General features: G+C 71.4%; 12 protein-coding genes. 8 read left to right on the top strand and 4 right to left on the bottom strand.

Features of this window, described 5'->3' with window-relative positions:
• Positions 1-3 precede the first annotated feature (3 nt).
• Together ABME01_RS07350 and ABME01_RS07345 are read right to left on the bottom strand one after the other, a co-directional pair.
• A complete protein-coding gene (locus tag ABME01_RS07350) occupies positions 4-1,791 on the bottom strand; it encodes an arylsulfatase (protein ID WP_353827729.1) in 1,788 nt (595 codons plus the stop codon).
• Between the two features lie 76 nt (positions 1,792-1,867).
• Entirely contained in the window at positions 1,868-4,249 is a 2,382-nt protein-coding gene (locus ABME01_RS07345; RefSeq protein ID WP_353827728.1) for a beta-galactosidase, read from the bottom strand.
• Positions 4,250-4,521: 272 nt separating this feature from the next.
• Here ABME01_RS07345 and ABME01_RS07340 point away from each other — a divergent pair, with 272 nt between their 5' ends.
• Positions 4,522-6,894 carry a glycoside hydrolase family 2 protein gene (locus tag ABME01_RS07340; RefSeq protein WP_353827727.1) on the top strand — a complete coding sequence of 791 codons (2,373 nt, stop codon included), beginning with the start codon at positions 4,522-4,524 and terminating at the stop codon, positions 6,892-6,894.
• A gap of 46 nt (positions 6,895-6,940) precedes the next feature.
• On the opposite strand, the gene ABME01_RS07335 is transcribed toward ABME01_RS07340, so the two are convergent.
• Positions 6,941-7,936, bottom strand: a complete 996-nt coding sequence (locus ABME01_RS07335) for a LacI family DNA-binding transcriptional regulator (protein WP_353827726.1) — start codon at positions 7,934-7,936, stop codon at positions 6,941-6,943.
• Positions 7,937-8,015: 79 nt separating this feature from the next.
• On the opposite strand from ABME01_RS07335, the gene ABME01_RS07330 reads away from it, so the two are divergent.
• The 6 genes from ABME01_RS07330 to ABME01_RS07305 all read left to right on the top strand — a co-directional run bounded on the left by ABME01_RS07330 (position 8,016) and on the right by ABME01_RS07305 (position 14,801).
• On the top strand, positions 8,016-9,212 hold the full coding sequence (locus ABME01_RS07330; RefSeq protein ID WP_353827725.1) for a Gfo/Idh/MocA family protein: 1,197 nt from the start codon (positions 8,016-8,018) through the stop codon (positions 9,210-9,212).
• Positions 9,209-9,907: a ThuA domain-containing protein gene (locus ABME01_RS07325; protein WP_353827724.1), complete on the top strand. Its 699-nt coding sequence runs from the start codon at positions 9,209-9,211 to the stop codon at positions 9,905-9,907. Before ABME01_RS07330 ends, ABME01_RS07325 begins: the two co-directional genes overlap by 4 nt.
• Entirely contained in the window at positions 9,886-10,974 is a 1,089-nt protein-coding gene (locus ABME01_RS07320; RefSeq protein ID WP_353827723.1) for a Gfo/Idh/MocA family protein, read from the top strand. Before ABME01_RS07325 ends, ABME01_RS07320 begins: the two co-directional genes overlap by 22 nt.
• 193 nt (positions 10,975-11,167) lie before the next feature.
• Complete coding sequence (locus ABME01_RS07315; RefSeq protein ID WP_353827722.1) at positions 11,168-12,235, top strand: LacI family DNA-binding transcriptional regulator; 1,068 nt, start codon at positions 11,168-11,170, stop codon at positions 12,233-12,235.
• Between the two features lie 242 nt (positions 12,236-12,477).
• Positions 12,478-13,593: a glycoside hydrolase family 117 protein gene (locus tag ABME01_RS07310; RefSeq protein ID WP_353827721.1), complete on the top strand. Its 1,116-nt coding sequence runs from the start codon at positions 12,478-12,480 to the stop codon at positions 13,591-13,593.
• The gene (locus tag ABME01_RS07305) at positions 13,590-14,801 is read left to right on the top strand and encodes a mandelate racemase/muconate lactonizing enzyme family protein (protein ID WP_353827720.1); all 1,212 of its coding nucleotides are present in this window, start codon (positions 13,590-13,592) and stop codon (positions 14,799-14,801) included. Before ABME01_RS07310 ends, ABME01_RS07305 begins: the two co-directional genes overlap by 4 nt.
• A 39-nt stretch (positions 14,802-14,840) precedes the next feature.
• On the opposite strand, the gene ABME01_RS07300 is transcribed toward ABME01_RS07305, so the two are convergent.
• On the bottom strand, positions 14,841-15,209 hold the full coding sequence (locus ABME01_RS07300; protein WP_353827719.1) for a winged helix-turn-helix transcriptional regulator: 369 nt from the start codon (positions 15,207-15,209) through the stop codon (positions 14,841-14,843).
• 279 nt (positions 15,210-15,488) lie between these two features.
• Between ABME01_RS07300 and ABME01_RS07295 the strand changes: the two genes are divergently transcribed.
• Positions 15,489-15,878, top strand: a complete 390-nt coding sequence (locus ABME01_RS07295; RefSeq protein ID WP_353827718.1) for a nuclear transport factor 2 family protein — start codon at positions 15,489-15,491, stop codon at positions 15,876-15,878.
• Positions 15,879-15,927: the final 49 nt, after the last annotated feature.

Here is a 15,927-nt window from a genome sequence, read left to right as displayed (position 1 = left end):
CGCTCAGCTGTCGACGCGCGTCGCGTACAGGTAGTACGCGCCGCGCTCGACGCCGCCATCGTCGGTGAACCAGGTCTGGATCCGCAGGCGGCCGGCGGGGAGGTCGCACGCGTGCACGACCGCGTGAGCGGCGTCGCCGACGTCGGTCGTCGCCTCCGACAGGGCCGTGGCATCCGCGTCATCCGGTCGCACCGAGATCCGCGCGGTGCGGATCGACAGCGCGACGCCCGCAGGGCGGTCACCCACGTGCGGGATCCCGGTGCGCGCCGGCAGGCCCGCCGTGATGGGCCGGTCGACCTCGCGGGGCCAGCGTCGCAGCTCGAATCGATACCGGCCGGGGTCGACGACCTCGACCAGCCAGTACCCGTTCGCGATCTCGCCCGTGCGGCAGTGGTCCTGGTCGTAGATGCCGGGGCGGTCCTCGGTGCCGTGCCACGCGTGGGCCGTGAGGGTGACCTCCTCGCCGCCGGTCTCGAGGTACGCGGGCCATGCCTGGTCGAAGGCGTCGTCGAGGCCGTCCCACCAGGCGTCGTAGACCGCGCCGAGCCGCTCGACCACGTCGGGGTGCACGTCGGCGAGATCGTGCCGCTGCGCGGTGTCGTCGGCGGCATGCAGCTCGCGCCGCCCCGGCCCCCACTCGGTCGTCTGCACGAGACGCCAGTCGCGCGTGAGGACCGCGAAGTCCTTGTCCTTCACCGGGTTGTCGCGCTGCTGGTTGTGCACGACGATCGCCCGTTCCTCGAGCGACGGGTCGTCGTCCCCCTCGAGCAGCCGCGACAGGTCGCGGCCCTCCAGCGCGGCGTCGTGCGGCGCGTCCAGCGCGCAGCGGGCCGCGAGGGTCGGCAGCAGGTCGAAGTGCGCCGTGACGGTGCGGATGTCGCGCCCGCCGGTCCATCCGCCCGCCGGCCAGTGCAGCAGGCACAGGTTCCGGTGCCCGCCGTCGGTCGCCCAGCACTTCTTGCCGCGCAGGCCGGCGTTGTAGCCGTCGGCGAGCGTGCCCTCGCCGTCGACGGTCGCACCGCCGTCCGTGCCGTTGTCGCCCAGGTAGACGACGATGGTGTCCTCCGCGACGCCGAGCGCGGTGAGCCGCTCGCGCAGGCGTCCGACGTTCTCGTCGATGTTCGCGATCATGCCGAAGAACCGGGCGCGGTCCTCGGGCACGCCCTGCGCCAGGTAGGGCTCCGCGTAGCGCTCATGCACGTCGTAGGGCACGTGCGGGGCGTTGACCGGCAGGTAGCAGAGGAACGGCGTGCCGGCCTCGACGCTGCGCTCGATGAACGCGGTCGCCTCGCCGAACCAGAGGTCGGTGCAGTACGTGTCGACGACGCGCTCGGGCCGGCCGTTGCGGCGGAACACGCCGCCGAAGTAGTCGTTGTCCCAGTGGTCGGGCATCTCGCCGATCACACCGCCGCCGTGGTAGAGCGCCTCGTCGAAGCCGCGGTCGTGCGGCAGGTAGTGCGTCGCGTCGCCGAGGTGCCACTTGCCGAACATCCCGGTCCGGTATCCGGCGTCGCGGAACCGGTCGGCCATGGTCGGCAGGTCGCGGCTGAGGAAGTACCGGCCCGAGAGCGTGCTCCAGACGCCCGCACGCGCCGAGTGGGCGCCGGTGAGGAGGGCCGCCCGGCTCGGCGCGCACATGGGGTCGGTGTGGAACTCGTCGAGCCGCACCGAGTCCGCGGCGAGGCGGTCCAACTCCGGGGTGCGCAGCCACGGGTTCCCGGTGAAGCCGAAGTCGCCGTAGCCCTGGTCGTCGGCGACGATCACCACGACGTTCGGACGGTTCGATGCCATCCCTGGTCCCTTCCTCGGAATGCCTGCGAGGGCCGCCCGCTCCGACGAGCGGACGGCCCCCTGGGCGTCGGCCGGACTAGTCCAGTCCGCCCCAGCGCCGGTCGTACAGTTCGCCGTTCACCTTCCGCGCCGCCGAGACCATGTCCTCGTACGGCCGGTCGGTGACCGAGACGAACCCGATGTTGTAGTTCTCACCGTCGATCTGCCGGCCGCTGATCGGCGAGTCGACGTACTGGAACCAGTGCGCCCCGACCATGTAGGGGTTGTCGATGACGCTCTCCATGTACTCGGCGTACATGGTGCCGCGCTCCTCGAGCGAGCCCGCCGAGACGAGACCCGGGTGGAAGCTGCCCGATTCGAGGGTGCCGATGTGGAACTCGCCGATGAGGCTCGGCATGTCGAGGTCCTTGAGGAAGCCCCACGTCGACGGGTGCAGGCCCTCCTCGTACTCGTTGTAGGCGATGACGTCGACGTACTCCTTCGCCGCCTCGAGCACCTCGGGGGTGCGACCCCAGCTCGCGAAGCGCGGACCCATGTACAGGTTGTTCGGCAGCACGCGGTCGAGCTCGGAGTCGACGACCTCGAAGTACTTCGAGGCGTAGACCTTGGTCAACCACTGGAAGTCCGGGGTCTTCTTGTTGGTCGCCGTGCCCTGGTCGAAGGTGCCGGCGTCGAACGCCTCCCACGACGGGATGGCGGTGCCCCAAGCCGTGTTCAGGGCACCGATCGTGCTGTACTTCTCCTTCAGCAGCCGGCTGAACTCCGCCTTGGTCGGGCTCTCCGTCACGTCGAGGCCGAGCGCCGCGATCGTGATCAGGTAGCGGTTCGCGAAGTTGCCGGTGTTTCCCCAGCTCTTCTCGTTGTCCATGAACACGCCGACCAGCCACGGGTTCTCGGTTCCGGTCTCCTCGGCGACGGCCTCGGCCGTCGCCCGGGTGGCGTCGCGGAACGCGGGGTCGAACGGGTCCGGCATGGGACCCCATCCGCCGGGCGTCACCGTCTTGTAGTCGCCGGTGATCCAGCCGTGAGCGAAGACCGGGATCCGTCCGTTGACGTACTGGGGAGGGTCGGCCCAGTTGCCGAACGAGGTGAAGCCCCAGCTCAGCATCCGGTCGACCGTGTTGTCCCGCCAGGTGTCGACGTAGGACGGCGCGTTCTTGTGACCCGGGTACTTCAGCTCGAGGTTCTGGCGATAGAAGTGGTACGTCTCACCCTGCGGGAGCGGCCCCGCGAAGGTGTGGGGGACGTAGCCGTAGTGGTCGCGGCCCTTCTTGTCGAGCTTGGGCAGCGTCTCGAAGAGCCCGGCGCGCACGTCGTCCACCTTCGTGCGGGTGTCCACGACGGGCCCCGAGAGCCGGTTGAGGTCCTCGGGGGTCGCGGCGGTGCGCCCGCCCACGTAGTCCTCCTCGAAGTCCGGGAGGAGCGAATGGTCGTAGTCGTACCCGGTCATGGTCTGGCTGTCGAAGAGACGCGCGTTGTCGATGCCCGTCGAGAAGTACAGGTGCCCTTCGGGGTCGACCAGCGCCCACGTGCCGTCCACCTTCTCCGTGCGGAAGTAGCCGGTGGCCTCGAGCTGGGGTCCATCGGCCCAGCCGCCGAACGCGGAGCGGTCCGGCAGGACGGGGTTCGCGGCGAGGTCGGCCGCCTCCTGGTCGCGCTGGTCCTTCAGGTCGGAGTTCTCGTAGGCCTTGCCGGGGAAGTCGGACTTCGCGTTCTGGCCGTACTTGTCGACGACGCCCGTGAGGTAGTCGGGATCGGCAGGAGCGTCGCGCGCCACGCGGATGTTGTCGACGACCACGGTCTTGTCGTGGATCGCGCCGGCGACGCCCAGCGTGACACGGAGGATGCTCGACGGGTCGATGTCCTTGCGTCCCCACATCCAGACCGCCTGCTGCACGGACTTGTCGGCGAGCCAGGAGGGGTCGGCACGCAGGCCCGAGTCGACTGCCGTCGCCGGGCTCGCGATGTCGACGTAGTAGGTGCCGGAGCTGTGGGCGGGCACGTTGAGGCTGCGCGTCGCGCCACCGTTCGTCGACGCGATGTCGACGATCAGCTGGGTGGACCGGTCGGTCGGGTTGCTGAGATCCATCGCGAGGCCGACGGACTTCGAGCCGGAGAGGTCCCAGGGCGTGCTCGGGGCCAGCCGGAAGTTCGTGTAGAAGGCCCTGGAGGTCTGGAAGTCGACGCGCAACTGTCCGTCCTCGTCGCCCACGCGGGTCCGGGTCGCGTTCGCCGAGGTCACTTCGCTCGGAAGGGTCGGGGTGTTGAAGTCGTACAGCATCGTCTCGTCGCCGAGGTCCGGTCCCTCGGAGGCGGCCGAGGCCGGACCGCCGATCGCCGTCGCCGCCAGGGCGACCGCGGTGGCGAGGGTGGTCGCGGTTCCGAGCGCGCGGGCCCGGGTTCGAGTGGTGCCGAATCGCGAGTTGCGCAACGTCGAGCGTGTTCGGTTCGAGGTCACCTTGCGTCCCTTCCTGGTCATGGACCCGGCGGCGGAACGCACCTGCACGAGGGTCGCCGTCGGCCCCGAGCGCGCCCCTGCGGTTCAGGAACGTCACCATCGCCGATGGTAAACCGCTTTTCCATCGTTAATCAACCGGTTTTCCACTTTCGTCGCGCGTCATCGGCGGAATTCGACGCCGGCATGACGTGGGGGTGAAAAACCGGTATTCTGATCCTGCGCACCATGGCCGATCCGGTCGCGCGCAATCGATCACGTGCAAGGGAGCAGCAGTGGGACGCGTCGAGCAGGACCTGAGCGGTCATCGCTGGCAGATGGAGCGGATGCGGCCCGGCCGCGGCGTGGAGGAGGGGCTGCACCTGCTGCCCGCCGAGTACCAGGGCACGCACTTCAGCTGGAACTTCGCGTCGGTGCCCGGTGACGTCTACACCGACCTGCAGCGCGCGGGCGAGATCGACGACCCGTACGTCGGCCGGGGCATGCACCGGGCGAAGTGGGTGGCCGAGTACGAGTGGTGGTACTGCCGCCGCTTCGCCGTCGATCCCGAGATGCGCGGCAGCATCATCAGGCTGATCTTCGAGGGCGTCGACTACAGCTGCGACGTGTGGCTGAACGGCACGCACCTCGGCCGGCACGAGGGGATGTTCTCGTCGTTCGAGTTCGACGTGACCGACCTCGTCAGCTGGGAGGACTGGCGCGACGGCGCCAACATGCTCATGGTCAAGCTCGACCCGCCGCCGAAGAACTACCGCAACTGCGGCGGCAAGAAGGTCAACTTCTCGGGCGACTACTTCTCGGGGCTCGTGCCCTTCGGCATGTGGCGCCCCGTGCGGCTCGAGGCGACCGGTCCGGTCCGCATCGACGCGATCCGCTCGGATGTCACGGTGCAGGGCGACGACCACGCCAGCGTCGCCGTGACCGCGGAGCTCGTCAACCACGGCGATGTCGAGCGCGAGGTCGCACTCGCGACCGTCCTCCGGGGCTGGAACGTCGACGTCGACGAGGTCGGCACCGAGGTCTCGGTGGTCGCGGCGCCCGGACGCAGCTCGGTGAGCGTGCAGCTCGACGTCGACGACGCCCGGCTCTGGTGGCCGTGGGACATGGGCGACCAGAACCTCTACGACCTGGCGGTGGAGGTCCGCGACGAGGAGGGGCCGCTCGATGCGGCGACCGAGCGGATCGGCCTGCGCGAGGTCGAGATGCGTCGGAACCCCGGTTTCACCGAGGAGCAGGTCGAGTTCCCGTGGACCTTCACGATCAACGGGAAGCGCCACTTCCTGCGCTCCGCGTGCTGGGGCGGGCAGCCGTCGTTCCTCTACGGCCGCAACTCGCTGCAGAAGTACGAGGACCGCGTCGCGCTGGTGCGCGAGGCGAACATCAACAACCTGCGCATCTTCGGCTGGCACCCGCCAGAGACGTCCGAGTTCTACCGGCTCTGCGACGAGGCCGGCATCACCGTGTGGACGAACTTCAGCCTCGCGACGCAGGCCTACCCCGACGACCCCGAGTTCGTGGCCGGGGTCGTGGAGGAGTGCCTCGCGGTCGTCGACGCGCGGCGGAACCATCCGTCGCAGATCTTCTGGATGGGCGGCGAGGAGGTCTTCTTCTCGGGCGCCCACGAGCGCAGCGGCAACCTCGCCCTGATGCGGGCGATCGGCGACGCGGTGGCCACCCGCACGAACGTGCCGTACGGGCTCGCGTCGCCGCTCAGCTCCGAGGCCGGGCAGCGCCTGGGCTTCAAGCCGAACGAGAGCATGCACGCGAACGAGCACTACTACCAGTGCGGCGCCGAGTTCATGGAGGAGTACTACCCGGCGCTCGACTGCGCGATCATCCCCGAGCTCACCGCGGCGTCGGCGCCGGACGTCGAGAGCCTCCGGCGATTCATCCCGGAGGACGAGCTCTGGCCGATGGGCGTGAGCTGGGCGTACCACTGGGCCGACATCGACATGCTGAAGGCGATCAACCTCGAGGTCTTCGGCGAGTTCCGCGACGGCGGGCTCGAGGAGTTCGTCGAGGCCACGCAGGTCGCGCAGGGCACCGTCATCCAGTTCGCGCTCGAGACCTACCGTCGGCGCAAGCCGAAGATGAGCGGCGTCTCGCTGTGCCATTTCATGACCCATGTGCCCGACATCAAGTGGGGCGTCATCGACTACTACGGGAGGAAGAAGGCGTCCTTCGACTGGCTGCGCCGCACCTACCAACCCGTGCTGCCGAGCCTCGAGTTCGCGAAGCGCCGCTGGTCGCCGGGGGAGCGCTTCGAGGCGTCGGCGTGGGTCGTGAACGACCTGCAGCGCGACCTCGGTACGCCGGTGCTCGAGTGGAGCGTGGTCGACGCGACCGGGGCGACCGTCGCCTCAGGGTCGTCGAGCGTCGACATCCCGGCGGACAGTTCCGTCCGGGTCTGTCCCGTGAGCTGGGAGCTTCCGGATGATGCGTCCGGCACGTTCCGCGTCCTCCTCGAGCTTCGCGGCGACGCCGGGCAGCTCGGCGAGAACGAGGTCGTCCTGCTGGTCGGCGACCAGGCGGAGGCGAAGGCGCGCAGCCTCGCCTTCAAGGCCGAGGCCGACGAGCGCATCCGCGAGCACGGCCACAGCATCTACCGGTACTGGCCGGAGATGTGGGTCGAACGGGACCCCGACTAGGCGAGTCGCCGCGGCCGGCTCGGCGCCACGGCGGCGCGGACGCCGCTCACGTCGACCCGCGCACCACGAGTTCGGTCGGGAGGACGACGGACTCCGGTGACGACGCGATGCCGTCCGCCGAGTCGGCGAGCAGGCCGACCGCGGCGGCGGCCATCTCCCGGATCGGCTGCCGCACGGTCGTGAGCGGAGGAGCGAGCCAGCGTGCCCCGCGCACGTCGTCGAAGCCGACGACGAGCACGTCGTCTGGGATCCGGTGCCCGGTCGTGCGGGCCGCCGCGTACACCCCGGCGGCGAGTTCGTCGGAGACCGCGAACACCCCGAGCCGCTCGCCCTTGCCGAGCCCACGCAGGATCGGGACGGTCGCGTCGCTCGCGGCCGGCGCCGTCCATGCGCTCGTGGCGGCGACGACGTCGGCGTGCGGCAGGTGGCGCGCGAGCTCGGCGACGAACCCGTCGCGCCGCGCACGACCGTAGCGGAACGGGGGCGCTCCGCTCAGCACCGCGAACCGCGTCGCACCGCGGGCCGCGAGGTGCCGTGCTGCTGCCGCCGCGCCCGCGTCGTCGGTCGTGCGCACCGCCGGCAGGCCATGCGTCGATTCCGACGGCGGGTCGAGCAGCACGACCGGGATGCCGGCCCCGCGGACGAGCGCGAGCTGCCCGACGGTCGGCGAGATGAGCCCCAGCACCGCGCCCGCCGAACCGCGGCGGCGGAGGCGCACCGGCCAGTCGTCGCCGGGGAAGTCGCGTTCCTCGGTGAGCACGAGGTCGTAGCCGCGTGCGGTGGCGGCGCCGTGCGCGCCCGCGGTGACCTCGTCGGCCCACGGGTTGTGGAAGCGCCCGAGCACGAGGTCGACGACCCGTGCGCTCGCCGCCGGGCGGCCGCCTCGCGACGGCGTCCGAGCGTAGCCGAGGCGAGTCGCGGCCTCGCGCACGCGTCGCCGCGTCGCGTCCGACAGGTCGCCTCGGCCCGACATCGCGCGCGAGGCCGTGCCGACGCTCACCCCGGCCGCGGCGGCGACGTCGGAGAGCGTGGTCGGTGCCATCCGCCCAGTTTTGCGCAAGTGGCTGTCGTGCCGCGACCGCCGGCCGTAGTCTCGTGCCGCAACGACGTGAGGAGGATCGATGACGACGTCGGATTCGCCGTTGCGGATCGCCGTGATCGGCACCGGGTTCATGGGGCGCATGCACACGCAGGCGTGGCGCACCGCCCCGAGGTTCTTCGACCTCGGCCGCGAGGTCGAGCCGGTCGTGATGGTCGGGCGCAGGGCCGAGGGGGCCCGGGTCGCGCGCGCACTCGGCTGGCCCGAGTACGCGACCGACTGGCGGGAGGTCGTCGCACGCGACGACGTCGACGTGATCGACATCTGCACCCCCGGCGACACGCACGCCGAGATCGCGCTCGCCGCGCTCGCCGCAGGCAAGCACGTGCTCTGCGAGAAGCCGCTCGCGAACTCCGTCGCCGACGCCGACCGGATGGAGGATGCCGCGGAGGCCGCGCCGGGCGTCGCGATGTGCGGGTTCAGCTACCGTCGCACGCCCGCGCTGGCACTGGCGCGCCGCATGATCGCGGCCGGCCGGCTCGGCGACATCCGCCACGTCCGTGCCCAGTACCTGCAGGACTGGCTGAGCGATCCCGACGCGCCGCACACCTGGCGCCTGGACCGCGACCGCGCCGGATCGGGCACGCTCGGCGACATCGGGGCGCACTCGATCGACACCGCGCAGTGGCTCACCGGCGACGCGATCACCGAGGTGTCGGCGGTGCTGCGCACGTTCGTGACCGAGCGCCCGCGCATGGCGAGCGCGAGCGGCCTCGGCGGGGCCCCGGCCGCGGGGGAGCGGGTCCCCGTCACGGTCGACGACGCCGCGGCGTTCACGGCCCGGTTCGCGGGCGGCGCGCTCGGCGTGTTCGAGGCGACCCGGATGGCGACCGGTCGGCGCAACGCGAACCGGATCGAGGTGAACGGCACGCTCGGCTCGATCGCGTTCGACTTCGAGCGGATGAACGAGCTCGAGTTCGCCGATGCGACCGACCCGGCCGGCGAGCAGGGCTTCCGCCGCATCCAGGTCACCGAGGCCGAGCACCCGTACGCGGGCGCGTGGTGGCCCGCCGGACACGGCCTCGGCTACGAGCACCTCTTCACCCACCAGGTCGTCGACGTCGTGCGCGCGATCGGCGGCGACGCCGACGCCGGGTCGCCGACCTTCGCCGAGGCGGCCGACGTGCAGCGCGTGCTCGCCGCCGTCGAGACGAGCGCGGCGAACGACGCCGTGATGACCCCGGTGCGCCGGCGCACCGAGAACGGAGCACCCGCATGACCCGCACCGCGCTCGTCGTCCGCGGCGGATGGCACGGCCACCATCCGGTCGAGGCGACCGAGCTGTTCCTGCCGTTCCTCGAGGCCGAGGGCTTCGAGGTCGCGATCGAGGAGGGTCCGGAGGTCTACGCCGACGCCGAGCGGATGGCCGCCACCGACCTCATCGTGCAGTCCGTCACGATGTCGGAGATCGGCGACGAGGCGCTCCGCGGGCTGCGATCGGCGGTCGCCGCCGGCACCGGCCTGGCGGGATGGCACGGCGGCATCGCCGACTCGTACCGGAACAGCGCCGACTACCTGCAGCTGATCGGCGGCCAGTTCGCCACGCACCCGTCGAAGCACCCCGACCAGGTGCGCGGTGACGAGACCGACAACTACCTGGAGCACCGGGTCGAGCCGACCGACCTCGGCCGTGAGCACGAGATCCTGGCCGGGATCGAAGGATTCACGCTGACCACCGAGCAGTACTGGGTGCTCCACGACGACCTCATCGACGTGCTCGCGACGACGACGCATCCGGTGCAGCCGTACCACCCGTGGCACCGGCCCGTCACCTCGCCCGCGGTGTGGACCCGGCTGTGGGGCGATGGTCGCATCTTCGTCGCCACGCCGGGGCACAGCCTCGACATCCTGCAGGACGACAACGTCCGCACCATCATCGAGAGGGGCATCCGGTGGGCCGCACGCACCAGGTAGGCATCGTCGGGCTCGGCGTCATCTCGCGCGCGTACCTCGACACGCTCGAGGGGCATCCCGGCGTGCGCATCACCGCGGTCGCCGACCTGGACGAGTCGCGGGCACGACTGGCGGCCGACGCGATCGACGGATGCCGCGCGCTCACGACCGCCGAGCTCGTCGCCGATCCGGCGGTCGAGACCGTGCTGAACCTCACGATCCCGGCCGCGCACGCCGAGGTCGCGCTCGCCGCGATCGCGCAGGGCAAGGACGTCTTCGGCGAGAAGCCGCTCGCTGCGACCCTCGTCGAGGCGCGGGCCGTGATGGATGCCGCATCGGCTGGCGGGGTGCGCGTGGGCTGCGCGCCCGACACGGTGCTGGGCACCGGCGTGCAGACCGCCCGCGCCGCCGTCGACGACGGGGCGATCGGCCGCCCGGTCGGCGCCACGGCGACCTGGGTGTCGCCGGGGCACGAGCACTGGCATCCGCAACCGGACTTCTACTACCGGGCGGGCGGGGGACCCCTGCTCGACATGGGTCCGTACTACCTGACGACGCTCGTGCAGCTGCTCGGGCCCGTCGTGGCGGTCTCGGGGGCGGCGTCACGGGCGCGCTCCACCCGCACGATCGAATCGGGCCCGCGAGCGGGCGAGTCGGTCCCGGTCGAGGTCGACACGCACATCGCGGGCGTGCTCGAGCATGCGGACGGCGCGATCTCGACCGTGACCATGAGCTTCGACGTCGTCGCGACGGCCGCGCCGCCGCTCGAGGTCTACGGCACCGGGGGCGCGCTCGTGCTCCCCGACCCGAACGGGCACGCGGGCGAGGTCCGGCTGCGCCGGCTGGGCGGGGAGGAGGAGCCGCTGCCGCCATCCGCCGGGTACGAGGACGCCGCGCGCGGCATCGGCCTCATCGACTTCGTCGCCGGTGCCGGGCGCGCGAGCGGCGCGCTCGCCCTGCACGTGCTCGAGGTCATGGAGGCGCTGCACCGCGCCGCGGCCGGGCGGACGCGCGAATCGCTGACGACGACCACCGCGCGTCCGGAGCCAGTGCCGTTCACCCCGGCCGTCGCGTGGCGTTCCGTGTGAGTCGGCGCCGCACCTCGAGCAGGTGCGGCCGGCCGGCACGCAGACGGCCCGGGTTGCCTCCGAAACCGGTTTTTCCTAGGCGATGCCGCGCGCCCGCACGCTTGCGATGCGGTTCCCGTGATAGGTACGATCCAGCAGTCGTGCTGCGCACCCCGGAGTGCCCGGGGCGCGCGTCCGGACGGAGGTGCCGAGGATGAGCCCCGAGGGTGACGCCGCCACGCAGGTCGACGCGCCCGCACGACCGCGAGGCCGGGTCCGCCTGGTCGACGTGGCGCAGCAGAGCGGGGTCACGAAGTCCGTCGTGTCGCGGATCATGAACGGCGACGACACCCTGCGGATCCGCCCCGAGACGCGCGAGCGCGTCCTCGCGGTCGCGGCCGAACTCGGCTACCGGCCGCACGCCGGGGCCAGGGCGCTCTCGGTCTCCCGGACCGGGGCGTTCGCGATGATCATCCCGGACCTCACGAACAGCGTCTACGCCGCGATCACCCGCGGCGCCCTGCGCCGGGCGCGCGAGCACGGGTACGTGCTGCTCATCGCCGAGGACAGTCCCACCGACCCGGCGGGCGCCGAGGAGTACTCGGACCTGGTGACGTCGGGGCGGGTCGACGGGCTGCTCGTCGCCTCCGCGCGGCCGGGCGACGCCCTGGTCGAGCGACTCGTCGCCGACCCCGACTCGATCGCCCACGTCTACGTCAATCGCGAGGTCGAGGGCTCGTCGCGCAACATCGGGCTCGACCTGGCCGGTGCCGCGGCGCTCGCCGTCGGCTACCTGCACGAGCGGGGGCATCGACACATCGGCCTCACCTCGGGTCCGCTCGAGCTCTGGCCGGCCCGAGCGCACACGGCCGGCTTCGTGGCGCGGATGCGCGAGCTCTCACTCGACCCCACGGTGACGGAGCCGGGCGAGTTCACCGAGCGCGGCGGATATGCGGCCACCCTCCGACTGCTGGAACGGCACCCCGAGGTCACGGCGGTGTACGCGTCGAACTTCGGCCAGGCGGTGGGGGCGCTGAAGGCCGCGCGCGACTTCGGGTACGCCGTCCCGAGCGACCTGTCGGTGATCGGCTACGACGACCTCTCCGTCGCCGAGTACCTCGACCCGCCCCTCACGACCGTCGCCATGCCGCTGGACGAGCTCGGGGTCGCCGCCGTCGACGCGCTCGTCGAGCAGATCGAGACCCGCACCCCCGTCGGTCGGCGCATCGAGGGCGGCCACCGGCTCGTGGAGCGCGCCTCGGTCGAGGCGCCCCGGGCCTGAGGCCGGGCCCGGCGACCCGCCCGCGGGCGCGGTCGACGACCGGGCGCTTGCGAGCGCGATCCGGCTGTGCGTACACTTGGTAAACCGGTTCCCTAAGGAGTCGGCTGAATCTGCTGCAACGACGCATGGAAGGGGCCTCGCATGACCCGGCCCGACACCCCGCGGACGGCCGTCCGCGCCCGAGCCACTCGGTGGTCGCGCTCCGATCGACGGGGCGCCGTCGCCGTCGCAGGATCGACCCGATGACGGCCGAGGGGGCGCCGGTCAGCGCGGCGACGCGGCGTGCGGCGGCCTACCCCGCCTCGCCCGAGTGGTACACGGACTTCGAGGCGTACGAGCTCACCGGCCTCGAGCCCGAGGCGGGCGTGCACCGGCGCGACCCGAGCAGCATCCTCCTCGTCGACGGGACGTACCACGTCTGGTACTCCAGGTCCGTCGGCGACGCGGTCGGATTCGGCTCCGGCGACCCCATGGCCAAGGTGTTCCCGTGGGACTTCTCCGAGGTCTGGCATGCCACGAGCGACGACGGCGTGCACTGGGTCGAGCGCGGCCGGGCCGTCGGGGCGGGCGAGCCCGGCTCGTACGACGACCGCAGCGTGTTCACGCCCGAGGTGCTCGCGTACGACGGGCGCTTCCACCTCGTCTACCAGGTCGTCCAGTCGCCCTACCGGCTGCGGAGCCTGGAGTCGATCGCGATGGCGACGGCCGAGAGCCCGTTCGGCCCGTGGCGGAGATCCGAGGGCCCGCTCGTCGTCCCCGAGGCCGACGGCGACTGGCTCGGCGACGCCGACGACCGGCTCGCCGTGACGTCGCAGGGGTCCTTCGACAGCCTCAAGGTGCACGACCCGCTGCTGCTGCCCTACGACGGGCGGTTCTTCCTCTACTACAAGGGCGAGCAGATGGGGGAGCGGTACACGGCGGGCGGACGCTCGACCCGATGGGGCGTCGCGATCGCCGACCGCGTGGAGGGGCCCTACGAGAAGTCGCCCCTGAACCCCGTGACGAACAGCGGGCACGAGACGTGCCTGTGGCTGCACGACGGCGGCGTCGCCGCGCTGCTCACGACCGACGGGCCCGAGCGCAACACCATCCAGTTCGCGCCGGACGGCGTGAACTTCGAGATCCGCGCGTTCGTGCCCGGCCCGCCGGTCGCCGCCGGACCGTTCCGCGACGACGCGCCGACGATCCATCCGCTCGACGGGCTGCGATGGGGGCTCTGCCACGACGTCAGCGGCGAGTGGGGGTACTTGCGCGGCTTCCGCGCCGACGAGCGGATGAAGCAGATGTACGAGAACGGGATCAGTCCCGAATCGGCAGCCCTCGACGGCGCCGGCAAGCCGCTGGGAGCCCGGGCATGACGAGTGTGGACCTCGACGCGCACGGCGGGCCGCGCGTGCCCCGGCGCGCCGACGCCCCTGCGGAGGGCGACGCCCCGCCGAGACCCGACTTCACCGCGAGAGAGCAGACGACCGACATGACGACGATCCAGCGGGTGCGGACCGACCTCTACCGGGTCCCGCTCAAGCGGGACCTCACCGACAGCACGCACGGCGTGATGATGGACTTCGAGCTCATCACGGTGCGCGTGGAGGACTCGGACGGCGCCGTCGGCGTCGGGTACACCTACACCGTGAACCACGGCGGCGCCGCGGTCGCGACGATGATCGAGCGCGACCTCACCGGATGCCTGGTCGGCGCCGATCCCGCGAGGATCGAGCAGCGCTGGCAGGACATGTGGTGGCGCCTGCACTACGCCGGACGCGGCGGGCACCAGACCTCCGCGATGTCGGCGGTCGACATCGCCCTCTGGGATCTCGCCGGCATCCGGGCGGGGATGCCGCTGTGGCGCCTGTTCGGCGGGTACGACCCGGTCGTGCCGGTGTACGCCGGCGGCATCGACCTCGAGTTGCCCCTCGAGGCGCTGCTCGACCAGGCCGACGGATTCAGAACCGAGGGCTTCCGAGCCATCAAGATGAAGGTCGGCCGAGCCGACCTGCGCGAGGACGTCGCCCGCGTGGCGGCCATGCGCGAGCACCTCGGCGAGGGGTTCCCCCTCATGGTCGACGCGAACATGAAGTGGTCCGTCGACGAGGCACTGCGCGCCGCGCGCGCGTTCCTCCCCTTCGACCTCACGTGGATCGAGGAGCCCACCATCCCCGACGACCTGCCGGGCAACGCCCGGATCGTCGCGCTCGGCGGCCACGCGATCGCCGCGGGCGAGAACCTGCACACCATCTACGACTTTTCGAACGCGATCGACGCCGGTGCCCTCACGCTCCCCGAACCCGACGTGAGCAACATCGGCGGCTACACCACGTTCCGCAAGGTCGCGGCGCTCGCCGAGGCCCGCAACCTCCGCCTGACCTCCCACGGCGTGCACGACCTGACCGTGCACGCGCTCGCGGCGACCCCGAGTCGCACGTTCATGGAGGCGCACGGCTTCGGGCTCGACGAGTACATCGCCGAGCCGATGACGATCGTCGATGGGTTCGTCACCGCGCCCGAGCGTCCCGGCCATGGGGTCGACCTCGACTTCCACGGGCTGCAGGAGCTCGGCGCGGCCTAGCGTCGCGGCGCCGGTACCGATCCCGGTACCCGCTCCGGCTCAGGCGGTGCGGCGGTCGTACCTGCGCCGGGCGTCGAGGATGCCGGCGATGTGGTCGATCGCCCAGGTCTCGAGCACCTTCAGCGGCCCGCCGAGGTCGCGTCCGACCTCCGTGAGCTCGTACTCGACCCTCGGCGGCACCTCGGGGAACACCGTGCGCTCGACGAGGCCGTCGCGTTCGAGGTTGCGGAGGGTCTGCGTGAGCATCTTCTGCGAGACGCCGTCGATCCGGTCGCGGATCTCGCTGTAGCGAAGCCGGCCGCCCATCAGCGACCCGACGACCAGCACCGTCCACCGGTCGCCGATGCGATCGAGCAGGTCGCGGGTGGGGCAGTTGCGGTCGTACGGGTTCCATACGGGATCAGGCATATGGCCTCGCTCTCGGATCGGCGGCGGTTCCGCGCCCGCGGCGTGCGGTTCGGGAGAGAAAGGCACTGCAAGGTGCCTACTTCCCGCGGGGATGTTGCTCTCTTATGGTAAGTCAGAGCGACCTGCGGCGCGCGGAGGGCGGTCGGAGCGTCGAGCACTGGGATGTCGGCGCGCCGATGCCCAGCGAGCTGTCACACGACAACGGGGTCTTCCAGGGCTCGACGCGCGTGCCGCGGAGGCGTAGGAAGACGCTGAGGGACGATGACGAAGGAGACGGACATGGATCAGGATCGCCTGGAGCGGAACAAGGCCAACGTGATGGCCTTCTACGACCAGATGTTCAACAAGTCGGAGCCGCGGGAGGCCCTGGACACGTACGTGGGGTCCGAGTACATCCAGCACAATCCGGACGTCGGCGACGGCAAGGAAGAGTTCATCGAGTACTTCGAGCGGATGTCGGCCGAGTACCCGGGCAAGCGCGTCGAGTTCAAGCGCGCGATCGCCGAAGGGAACCACGTCGTGCTGCACTGCCACCAGTTCTGGCCCGGCGACCTCGAGTACGCCGGGATCGACATCTTCCGACTGGACGACGAGGGGAAGGTCGTCGAGCACTGGGATGTCCTGCAGGTGATCCCGAAGACGTCGAAGAACGACAACGGGATGTTCTAGGCGCGGTACACCTGCCCGCCCGGAAGACCCCGGGCCGGCGGGTGCACGC

Origin of the sequence: Agromyces litoreus (assembly GCF_040496015.1) — a bacterium.
GTDB lineage: Bacteria > Actinomycetota > Actinomycetes > Actinomycetales > Microbacteriaceae > Agromyces > Agromyces litoreus.
Note: the sequence above shows the minus strand (reverse complement) of the source record. Positions and strands in the feature narration are given on the sequence as shown.

Bases quoted from the DNA above. Each gene is read 5' to 3' on its own strand.
- ABME01_RS07350 (WP_353827729.1), bottom strand. From the start codon at position 1,791: ATGGCATCGAACCGTCCGAACGTCGTGGTGATCGTCGCCGACGACCAG.
- ABME01_RS07335 (WP_353827726.1), bottom strand. From the start codon at position 7,936: ATGGCACCGACCACGCTCTCCGACGTCGCCGCCGCGGCCGGGGTGAGC.
- ABME01_RS07330 (WP_353827725.1), top strand. From the start codon at position 8,016: ATGACGACGTCGGATTCGCCGTTGCGGATCGCCGTGATCGGCACCGGG.
- ABME01_RS07325 (WP_353827724.1), top strand. From the start codon at position 9,209: ATGACCCGCACCGCGCTCGTCGTCCGCGGCGGATGGCACGGCCACCAT.
- ABME01_RS07315 (WP_353827722.1), top strand. From the start codon at position 11,168: ATGAGCCCCGAGGGTGACGCCGCCACGCAGGTCGACGCGCCCGCACGA.
- ABME01_RS07310 (WP_353827721.1), top strand. From the start codon at position 12,478: ATGACGGCCGAGGGGGCGCCGGTCAGCGCGGCGACGCGGCGTGCGGCG.
- ABME01_RS07305 (WP_353827720.1), top strand. From the start codon at position 13,590: ATGACGAGTGTGGACCTCGACGCGCACGGCGGGCCGCGCGTGCCCCGG.
- ABME01_RS07300 (WP_353827719.1), bottom strand. From the start codon at position 15,209: ATGCCTGATCCCGTATGGAACCCGTACGACCGCAACTGCCCCACCCGC.
- ABME01_RS07295 (WP_353827718.1), top strand. From the start codon at position 15,489: ATGGATCAGGATCGCCTGGAGCGGAACAAGGCCAACGTGATGGCCTTC.